The organism is Xanthomonas pisi DSM 18956 (genome assembly GCF_001010415.1).
In the GTDB taxonomy this organism is placed as follows: Bacteria; Pseudomonadota; Gammaproteobacteria; order Xanthomonadales; family Xanthomonadaceae; genus Xanthomonas; species Xanthomonas pisi.
The window spans coordinates 52,996-63,261 of sequence record NZ_JPLE01000003.1; the positions used below are offsets into that span (position 1 = coordinate 52,996).

Sequence of the window (10,266 nt, forward strand, 5' to 3'; positions counted from 1 at the left end):
ACCCGGGCGCGACGGGCATTGCCGATAACGCCGTCGCGCTCAGGCGCGCTCCTACAGCCGCCACTGCATCTTGGAGCAACTGCATGAACCACCTGCGTCCTGTCGCCATCGGCCTGCTGGCTGCCGCCTTGTTCACTGCCTGCAAGCCGGCGTCGCCGGCGACGGAAACGGCGGTTGCGGCCACCTCCGCACCGACCGGCGAACAGGCCGCCACCGCCTTCGATGCGCTGCTGGACAAACAGTGGCAATACCAGCTGCAGCACAACCCCGAGTTCGCCAGCATCATCGGCGACAAGCGCTATAACGACCGCTGGAGCGATTACTCGCTGGAGGCCGTACAGGCCGACCGCAGCGCCACCGCCGAGCTGCTCACGCAATTCGAAGCGATCGACAGCAAGACGCTGGACGAGCAACGCCAGCTCAGCCTGCAGATGATGCTCGGCCAGCTGCGCGACAAGCTCGAAGGCATCGACCTGAAGACCTATGCGATGCCGCTGGAGCCGATCGGCGGCATCCAGCTGGGGCTGGCCGGTTACGGCGATGCGTTTCCGTTCGAGAACGCCAAGGATTATCAGGACTACATCAAGCGCCTGCAGGCGATCCCGGCGGTGATCGATCAGGTGATCGCGGTGTCGCGGCAGGGCGCGAAGGAAGGACTGGTGCAGCCGCGGTATCTGCTGGAGCGCCTGCCCGAGCAGATCGACAAGATCGCTGCGTTGACCGGCGAGCAAAGCCCGTTCGCCTCGCCGCTGAAAAAGCTCGATGCCGCCGTGCCGGCCGATCAGCGCGACGCGTTGCGTCAACAACTGCTCGCCGCGATCGAGCAACAGGTGCGTCCGGCCTACGCCAAGCTGGCCGCGTTCGTGCGCGACGAATACGCCGCGCAAGGGCGCGCGCAGGAAGGCGTGTGGTCGCTGCCCGATGGCGAGCGCCGCTATCGCTACGCCATCCATACCCAGACCACCACCGACATGGCACCTGAGCAGATCCATCAGATCGGCCTGCAGGAAGTGGCGCGTATCGAAGGCGAGATGGCGGTGATCGCCAAGGCGCAGGGCTTTGCAGACCTGGCCAGCTTCCGCAAGGCGGTGGACACCGACAAGCGCCACTTCGCCAGCTCCGGCGAACAGATCCTGCAGCAGTACCGCCAGTACATCGCCGCGATGGAGCCGGAGTTACCCAAGCTGTTCGGTCATTTGCCGAAGACGCCACTGGAAGTGCAGGCGATGCCGGCGTTCCGGCGTGCTGCGCCCGGGGCCGAATACTGGCAAAGCAATCCGGAAGGCACCAAGCCGGCCATCGTGAAGGTCAACACCAGCGACTATGCCAGCCGTACGCTGGTCAATATCGAAACCACCGCCTATCACGAAGGCGTGCCCGGTCATCACCTGCAGATCTCGCTTGCCCAGACGCTGCCATTACCGCCGTTCCGCCAGCAGGCCGCCTATAACGCCTATATCGAAGGCTGGGCGCTGTACGCCGAACGCCTGGGCAAGGAGATCGGTTTCTTCAAGGACCCGTACAACGACTACGGCCGGCTGTCCGGCGAGTTGCTGCGCGCCAACCGCCTGGTGCTCGATACCGGGGTGCATTACAAGCGCTGGAATCGCCAGCAGATGGTGGACTTTTTCCACGCCCATCCGTCCGACGACGAGCCCAGCATCCAGTCCGAAACCGATCGCTACATCGTATGGCCGGGGCAGGCGCTGGGTTACAAGCTCGGACAGCTGCAGATCCTGGCGCTGCGTGCCGAAGCGGAGAAAGAACTCGGCGACCGCTTCGAGGTACGCGCCTTCCACGATGCGGTGCTCGGTGGCGGCGCAATGCCGTTGGCGATGTTGCAGCAGCGCGTGCGGCAGTGCATTGCGCAGGCCAAGGCAGCGCCGGAGGCACGCGGATGAAGACCACCAGCAGCGTCTGGCGCGCGAGCGCATTGAGCGTATTGATTGCAGCCACTCTGGGCGGCACCGTGTCGCAGGCACAGGCCGCAGCACCCGCACCTGCAGCAAGCACGCAGGACAGTGCGGCGGCACGCTTCAAGGCGCTGTACACGCGCGAATGGCGCTGGCGCCAGGCGCAACTCTCCGGCGCGGTGGACGAAGACAATCAGGCCACGCAGGAGCAGCAGGCCGATCATCTGCCCAAGGTGGATGTGGCCACGCAAAACCAGCGCACCGCGTACTGGCAGACGGCGTTGGCCGAGCTGGATGCGATTCCTGCAGCGCAGTTGTCGGCCGAGGAGCAGGTGAGCTACCAGGTGTACCGGCAGCAGCTGCAGGTGCTGCTGGATCAGCAACGCTTTCGTGCCTGGGAAATGCCGTTCAACAGCGACTCTGCGTTCTGGAGCGACCTGGGCTTCAGCGCGCAGGCCACCCTGCGCACGCGCGAGGACTACCAGCGCTATCTGAAGATGCTGGCCGATATCCCGCGTTACTTCGCCGAGCACACCGAGAACATGCGTGCCGGTCTGGCGCGGGGATTCAGCCAACCCAAGGTCACGCTGACCGGGCGCGATGTGTCCATCGCCGACGTGGCGCAGGCCAAGGGGCAGGCCAATCCGTTCTACGCGCCGTTCAAGACGATGCCTGCCACGCTGCCGGCCCAGGTACAGGCGCAGTTGCGTGCGCAGGCGCTGCAAACCATCGATGCGCAGGTGGTGCCCGCCTATGCACGATTGCTGGACTTCATCCGCACCGAGTACCAGCCACGGGCACGGCCCACGCTTGCCGGTGAGGCCTTGCCCGATGGCAAGGCCTACTACCGCGCGCAGATCCGCGAGTTCACCACGCTGGAGTTGAGCCCGGACCAGATCCATCAGATCGGCCTGGAAGAAGTCGCCAAGCTGCGCAAGCAGATGGATGCCACCATCGCCGAGAGCGGCTTCAAGCCGCCGGCCGGACAGGCGGTGTTTCCGGCGTTCCTGCACTTTCTGCGGACCGACCCGCAGTTCTATGCCAAGACGCCGGAGGACCTGCTCAAACAAGCCGCGTGGATCGCCAAGCAGGTGGATGCCAAGGTGGGCGATTACATCGGCCGGCTGCCGCGCCGCCGTTTCGCGATCAAGCCGGTGCCACCGGAGTTGGCGCCGTTCTACACCGGTGGCCGCGGCGGTCCGGGCATCTACCTGGTCAATACCTACAACCTGCCGTCGCGGCCGTTGTACAACCTGACCGCGTTGACGTTGCACGAGTCCTCGCCCGGCCATGCGCTGCAGATGCCGCTGGCGGCAGAAGCGCAGGGGCTGCCGGAGTTTCGCCGCTATAGCTTCATTTCCGCCTACGGCGAAGGCTGGGCGCTGTATTCGGAGTACCTGGGCCAGGAAATGGGCATGTACGACACGCCCTATGATCGCTTCGGCTATCTCACCTACCAGATGTGGCGCGCCTGCCGGCTGGTGATCGACACCGGGATCCACCACAAGGGCTGGACGCGCGAGCAGGCGCAAGCGTACCTGCGCGACAACACCGCCTTGAGCGAGCACGAAGTCACCACCGAGGTGGACCGCTATATCGCCTGGCCCGGGCAGGCGCTGTCGTATTACCTGGGCGAGTTGAAGATTCTGGAGCTGCGCCGCAAGGCCGAAGCGGCGTTGGGCGAAAGATTCGATCTGCGCCATTTCCACGATGCGGTGCTGCAGACCGGCTCGGTGCCGCTGCCGGTGCTGGAAGCGCGTATCGACCGCTTCATTGCCGATGGTGGCGTGTCGCCGTATGCCGCCGAAGAGGGTGCCGGGTCAGCAGCAGAGGCCAAGGCCTCTGCCAGCGACTGATCCACGACAGCACCTGCCGATGTTCTTCGCAACACCAACCGCGCTATCCACGCTTCGGGGCGACCAATGACCACACACGGTGCGACCACGCAAGGCAAGTTCCACAAGCGACTGAGCCTGACCGACCTGACCTTCATCGGCCTGGGTTCCATCTTCGGCTCGGGCTGGTTGTTTTCCGCAAGCCATGTGTCCTCGATCGCCGGCCCGGCCGGCATCCTGTCGTGGATACTCGGCGGCATTGCGGTGTTGCTGTTGGGGCTGGTGTATTGCGAGCTCGGCGCCGCATTGCCGCGCGCCGGCGGGGTGGTGCGTTACCCGGAGTATTCGCACGGTAGCTTGCTGGGGGCGTTGACCGGCTTCATCACCTTGATCGCGTTCTCCAGTCTGATCGCGATCGAAGTGGAAGCCGCGCGGCAATATGCGGCGGCGTGGTTCCCGTGGCTGAGTCAGCCGGGCAGCAGCCATCCCAGCGTGTGGGGCTGGTTGGTGCAACTGGCCTTGCTGCTGCTGTTCTTCGTGCTGAACTACTTCAGCGTCAAGACCTTCGCGCTGGCCAACAACATCGTCAGCATCTTCAAGTTTCTGGTGCCGATCCTGGTGATCGTGCTGCTGATGAAGCACTTCAATGCAGGCAACCTGAGCGTGCATGGTTTCGCGCCGTCGGGCATGGCCGGGGTGGAAGCGGCGATCTCCGCCGGCGGCATCATCTTTGCGTACCTGGGGCTGACTCCCATCGTGTCGGTGGCGAGCGAAGTGCGCGACCCGCAGCGCAATATTCCCATTGCCCTGATCCTGTCGGTGGCGCTGTCCACGGTGATCTACGTGCTGCTGCAACTCGCTTTTCTGGGCAGCATCCCGGCGGCGCAACTGGCGCAGGGCTGGGGCGGTATCGACAAGGCATTTTCGTTGCCGTATCACGACATCGCGCTGGCGTTGGGCATGGCGTGGCTGGCGGCGCTGGTGATCTGCGACGCGATGGTCTCGCCCAGCGGCACCGGCAATATCTACATGAATGCCACCCCGCGCGTGGTGTATGGCTGGGCGCGCAGCGGAGGATTCTTGCCGGTACTGACGCGGGTGGACCCGGCGTCGGGGATCCCGCGTCCGGCGTTGTGGCTGAGCCTGGGCCTGTCGATCTTCTGGACGCTGCCGTTCCCCTCGTGGGAGACCTTGATCGGCGTGGTGTCGGCCGCCCTGGTGCTGAGTTACGCAGTGGCACCGGTGACGGTGGCGGCGTTGCGCCGCAGTGCGCCGGACTTGCCGCGGCCGTTCCGCGTTCGTGGCCTTGCCGTGCTGGGGCCGCTGTCGTTCATTGTCGCCGCCTTGATCGTCTACTGGTCGACCTGGCCCACCTTGTCGTGGTTGCTCGGCCTGCAGGTGGTCGCGTTCGTGCTGTATGTGCTGTATCGCCTGCCATCGCGCCAGGGCAGGGCACGCTTGCTGCGCCAGGTGCGCGCATCGCTGTGGTTGATCGTGTTCTTCGTGCTGGTGATGGCGGTGTCCTGGGCCGGCACGTTCGGCGGCCACGGCTGGATCGCGCATCCGTTCGATACCCTGAGCGTGGCGGTGATTGCGTTCTTCATCTATCACTGGGGCGCACGCAGCGGCCTGCGTAGCGACGAACTGGCGCTGGAAGAAGACGATGGCGAATGACGCACGCTGTGTTGCATGGGCAGTGCAGGTCTCGCGCGCGATGGCCGCCTGGATGCTGCTTGCCGCCACTGCGCATGCGGCGCCCGGGGTCGCCGATTACCAGCGTTCGCTCGGCCTGCGCGCGCACTGGAGCACGCTGACCGAAAACGTCGCCTGGCCGGCGCAATGGCAGGACGACGGCACGTTCTATTACCGCAAGACCGTGCCCGGTGGTTTCGCCTTCGTGCGCGCGGACGTGGCCACGCTGCACAAGCAACCGGCCTTCGACCAGGCGCGTGTGGCGCAGGCGCTGCAGGCCGCCACCGGCACCGCCTATGCGGCGCTGGCGTTGCCGTTCGAGCGGTTTACGTATTCGCAGGAAGGCGGTCGCCAAGACGGCGCGATCGTGTTCGCCATCGAAGACGCACCCTGGCGCTGCAGCTTGATCACCTATCAATGCGCACCCGATGCCACCGACCGGCAGCCGCAGGGGCAGCAGCGACCGCGCGGCTTTGGCGTGGTGCGCGACCCGGATGTGGCGGCCGACACCATCCCGCGCCGCTCCCCCGATGGGCAATGGGAAGCGCTGGCCGATGGCTGGAACCTGATCGTGCGCCGGGTGGCCGATGGCCGACTCGTGCAGCGCACCGACGATGGCCGCGCCGAGGATTACTTCGATCCGGAAAGCATTGCCTGGTCGCCCGATTCGCAGGCGCTGGCGGTGTATCGGGTGCGGCCGGGCACTGCGCGCCGCGTCACCCGCGTGGAGGCTGCGCCGGCCGGACGTCTTCAGCCGCTCGTGCACACCCAGCTGTATCCCAAGCCGGGCGATGCGGTGGATGTGGAACGGCCGGTGCTGCTGGCGGTGGATGGCACGCGGCGGGTGGTGGACAACGCCTTGTTTGCCACCCCGTACTCGTTGTCGCCGCTGCAATGGCGGGCAGATGGGCGCAGCGTGAGCTTTGAGTATGTGCAACGCGGCTTTCAGCACATGCGCGTGATTGCAGTGGATGCCCGCAGCGGGCGTGCGCATGTGGCCGTGGCCGAAGACGCCCGCACCTTCGTGTATGCCGACCGCAGCTTTCGTCACGATGTGGACGCGCATGGCAACGAGATTGTGTGGATCTCCGAGCGCGACGGCTGGCGGCATCTGTATCTGTTCGATGGACGCAGCGGCAAGCCCAGGCGCCAACTCACCCGCGGGCCCTGGGTGGTGCGCGATGTGCTGAAGGTCGACGATGCACTGCGCCGCATCTGGTTCACCGCCAGCGGCATGGATGCGGGCAGGGACCCGTATGACCGCCAGCTCTACAGCGTGGATTTCGATGGGCGGAACCTGACGCGATTGACCACCGCCGATGCCGATCACGATGTAGCCATTGCAGACGATGGGCGGCATTACGTCGACGTCTACTCGCGCCCGGATCTGCCGCCGGTGATGGAGCTGCATGCCATCGATGGCCGGCTGTTGCAGCAGGTGGAGCGCGGCAATATCGATCGCTTGCTTGCTGCAGGCTGGCGTGCGCCGGAAACCTTCGTCGCCAAGGGCCGCGACGGCAGCACCGACATCTGGGGCATGGTGGTGCGGCCGCGCGACTACGACCCACGCAAGACCTACCCGGTGATCGAAAACATCTACGCCGGGCCGCACGACTCCTTTGTGCCCAAGACGTTCTGGCCGTTCGGCTACCACTCCGGCGGCGACAAGCAGATCGGCATGCAGGCGCAGGCGGATCTGGGCTTCATCGTGGTGATGATCGACGGCATGGGCACCGCCAACCGCTCCAAGGCCTTTCATGACGTGGCGTGGAAGAACCTGGGCGATTCCGGATTCCCCGATCGTATTGCCTGGCATCGCGCCCTGGCGGCACAGGACCCGTCCTACGACATCAGCCGCGTCGGCATCTACGGCGCGTCGGCTGGCGGGCAGAGCACCTTGGGCGCACTGGAACGTCACCCGGACTTCTACAAGGTAGGCGTGGCGTTTGCCGGGTGCTACGACAACCGCATGGACAAGATCAGCTGGAACGAGCAGTGGATGGGCTGGCCGGTGGATGCCAGCTATGCCGCTGCCTCGGGCGTGGTCAATGCGAGCAAATTGCAGGGTGACCTGCTGTTGATCGTCGGCGAGCAGGACAGCAACGTGGACCCGGCATCCACCGCGCAGGTGGTGGACGCCCTGGTCAAGGCCGGCAAGGACTTCGACCTGCTCAACGTGCCGGGCGGCGAGCATTCGGTAGGCCGCTCCAGCGGGCCGATCGACTACATACAACGCCGCCAGTACGACTTCTTCGTGCGCCACCTGCTCGGGCAGCCCACGCCGCATTGGAATTCATCCGCCCCGGAGGCTCACTGATGCTGCTTGCCCGTTTATCCGCCTTGCGCCGGCGTTGCCGCGCGGTCGTCTGTCTGTGCGCGCTGTCGGTGCTGACGGCGGCGATGGCAGCGGCAGCGTGCGCAGAAGAAATGCCGCGCTTGGTCAGCCAGAACGGCCGCCATGCGGTCTTTGTCGATGGGGCGCCGTACACGATCCTGGCCGCGCAGTTGCACAACTCCAGCGCGTGGCCGGCGGTATTGCCGCAGGCATTGGACGAGGTGGTCGCGCTGCATGCCAACACCATGGAAGCGCCGGTGTACTGGGAGCAGTTCGAGCCGACCCCGGGCCGCTTCGACACCACCAATGTGGATGCGTTGATCGCCGGCGCACGCAAGCGCGGACTGCGCGTGGCCTTGCTGTGGTTCGGCAGCTGGAAGAACGGCCAGATGCATTACGTGCCGGAGTGGATCAAGCGCGATGAGGCCACCTACCCGCGCATGCGCGATGCCAATGGCGAGCCGGTGGATGTGTTGTCGCCGCATGTGGCCGCCAACGTGCAGGCCGATGCGCGTGCGTTCACCGCATTGATGCAGCACCTGCGCAAGGTCGATGGCGAGCGCCACACGGTGATCCTGGTACAGGTGGAAAACGAGCCTGGCGCGATCGGCACGGTGCGCGACCATGGCCCGGCCGGCGAGGCGGCGTTCGCGCAACCGGTGCCTGCCGCGATCGCGCAAAAACTGGGCAAACCGCAGGGCAGCTGGCAGCAGCTGTTCGGTGCCGAGGCGGCAGAAGCCTTCAATGCGCATGCGACGGCGGCGTATATCGAACAGGTGGCCGCCGCCGGCAAGCGCGTGTACCCGCTGCCGCTCTACGTCAACACCTGGCTGCGCTACAAGGGCAAGCGCTATCCGGGCCTGGATTATCCGTCCGGCGGTGCGACGGTGAACATGTTCGCGCTGTGGCGCGCAGCCACGCCGTCGATCGACTTCATCGGCACCGACATCTACACCAGCGACTACAACGAATACACCAAGGTCATCGGCCAGTACGCACGGCCGGACAACCCGGCCTGGGTCTCGGAGACCGGCTTCGAGGCGGCGACGGCACCCTACCTGTTCCATGTGCTGGGGCAGGGCGGGATCGGTTTCTCGGTGTTCGGCATGGATGGCAACCAGGACAGCCAGGCCAACCGCGACGCGATCGCTGCGCATGCCGCCAACTTCAAGCTGCTGGCGCCGCTGCAGCGCGTGCTGGCACAGGCCGCCTTCGATGGCCGCCTGCAGGGGATTGCCGAGCAGCCCGGCATGCCGCAGCGCACCCTGCGCTTTGGCGACTGGCAGGCCAAGGTGTCGTTCGGTGCGCCGATGTGGGGCGATGCGCCGGCCATCCTGCCCGGCAACGACGACCACGCCGGCCGGCTGCTGGTGGCCCAGCTGGGGCCGGACGAGTTCCTGGTCACCGGCATGGCCGCGCGCATTGAATTTTTCCGCGAGGCGGCCGATACCCGTCATGGACAACTGTTGCGGGTGGAGCAGGGGCGGTATGTCGACGGGCGCTGGCAGGTGGAAAGACAGCTCAACGGCGACCAGACCGACTACGGGCTCAACTTCGGGCGGGTGGATGCAGCTGGCGAGGTGCCCGTGGTATTGCGTGTGCGGGTGGGGACGTATTGAGCGTGCTTGAAGCGACTAGGTAGCCGAAAGCGGGCGTGGCCTGAATCGGTACGTGGGGCACGTGGATTGCAATTCCTGTCCGCCGTTCTCTGCCCCGTGAGAAACGCTTACCGCGCGCATCGGTTGGGAAAGAACGACAGCAGCGCGGCGCGATTGCCTGCAACGCTTGTGTTGATTGGTCTGTAAACAAACGTCATCGGTTATTTCTTAGTTTTTGTGCCGGAGCCACCATGAGCATCAACAGCATCGCCAGTTCCGGAATGCAGGTCGCCGCGCTGCGTCAGCAGGTGGCCGCCAGCAATGTGGCTCGTCAGCCGGTGGACGGCAGCCCACGTCAGTTTGTCGCGGCCAGCACGCAGGCCAATGGTGGCGTGGGGGCCAGTGTGGTCGATGCCGCCTCCGATCCTTCTGCGCCGGCCACTGATCTGGTCGAAGGGCTTTCGGCACGCAACGATTTCCAGGCCAACGCCACTGCGCTGCGGCGCTCCGACGAGATGCTGGGCAGCTTGTTGGACGTGTTGACCTGAGAGCCTGGATTGGGCGAAGGCCTGCTGTCGTCTAGTGCATCGGGTGCATGCCCGTCAGCCTGATGCCGCACCCGGCGATGCTTGGAGCTAGATGCAAACCGCATGTCCTGGAGTCGGCAGAATGATGGCTGCTGCTCCTGCCAATATCGACAAACGACTCGACATTTCGGTTGTGTTGCTGAGTGATTCGACAGTGCGGATAGATCACTTGTACAGCGGATGATCTGCAGCTTGGCTGCAGCGTCCTTGCCCGCCCACCCTCGTGGGACACGCTGCAAGTACGTCCTTGTTAGGCTCTTCTGAACGGCTAAACGTCACTCGCTCGGCAGCTTGGCTGCAGGGCCC

Annotated in this window: 6 protein-coding genes; all 6 read left to right on the top strand. The window is 65.3% G+C overall.

The annotated features are described in order from the left end of the window. Positions 1 to 83: 83 nt before the first annotated feature. The 6 genes from Y887_RS00445 to Y887_RS00470 all read left to right on the top strand — a co-directional run bounded on the left by Y887_RS00445 (position 84) and on the right by Y887_RS00470 (position 9,921). Positions 84 to 1,901, top strand: a complete 1,818-nt coding sequence (locus Y887_RS00445; RefSeq protein WP_046962469.1) for a DUF885 domain-containing protein — start codon at positions 84 to 86, stop codon at positions 1,899 to 1,901. After that, positions 1,898 to 3,769 (top strand): DUF885 domain-containing protein, encoded by a 1,872-nt coding sequence (locus Y887_RS00450; RefSeq protein WP_046962470.1) that lies wholly within the window; start codon positions 1,898 to 1,900, stop codon positions 3,767 to 3,769. The genes Y887_RS00445 and Y887_RS00450 overlap by 4 nt, the downstream gene beginning before the upstream one ends. 66 nt (positions 3,770 to 3,835) lie before the next feature. Then, positions 3,836 to 5,422 (top strand): APC family permease, encoded by a 1,587-nt coding sequence (locus tag Y887_RS00455; RefSeq protein WP_046962471.1) that lies wholly within the window; start codon positions 3,836 to 3,838, stop codon positions 5,420 to 5,422. Beyond that, the gene (locus tag Y887_RS00460; protein ID WP_046962472.1) at positions 5,412 to 7,757 is read left to right on the top strand and encodes a S9 family peptidase; all 2,346 of its coding nucleotides are present in this window, start codon (positions 5,412 to 5,414) and stop codon (positions 7,755 to 7,757) included. The genes Y887_RS00455 and Y887_RS00460 overlap by 11 nt, the downstream gene beginning before the upstream one ends. A gap of 83 nt (positions 7,758 to 7,840) precedes the next feature. Next, positions 7,841 to 9,394 carry a DUF5597 domain-containing protein gene (locus Y887_RS00465; protein WP_245879460.1) on the top strand — a complete coding sequence of 518 codons (1,554 nt, stop codon included), beginning with the start codon at positions 7,841 to 7,843 and terminating at the stop codon, positions 9,392 to 9,394. A gap of 230 nt (positions 9,395 to 9,624) precedes the next feature. Beyond that, the gene (locus tag Y887_RS00470) at positions 9,625 to 9,921 is read left to right on the top strand and encodes a flagellar basal body rod protein FlgC (protein ID WP_046962474.1); all 297 of its coding nucleotides are present in this window, start codon (positions 9,625 to 9,627) and stop codon (positions 9,919 to 9,921) included. Positions 9,922 to 10,266: the final 345 nt, after the last annotated feature.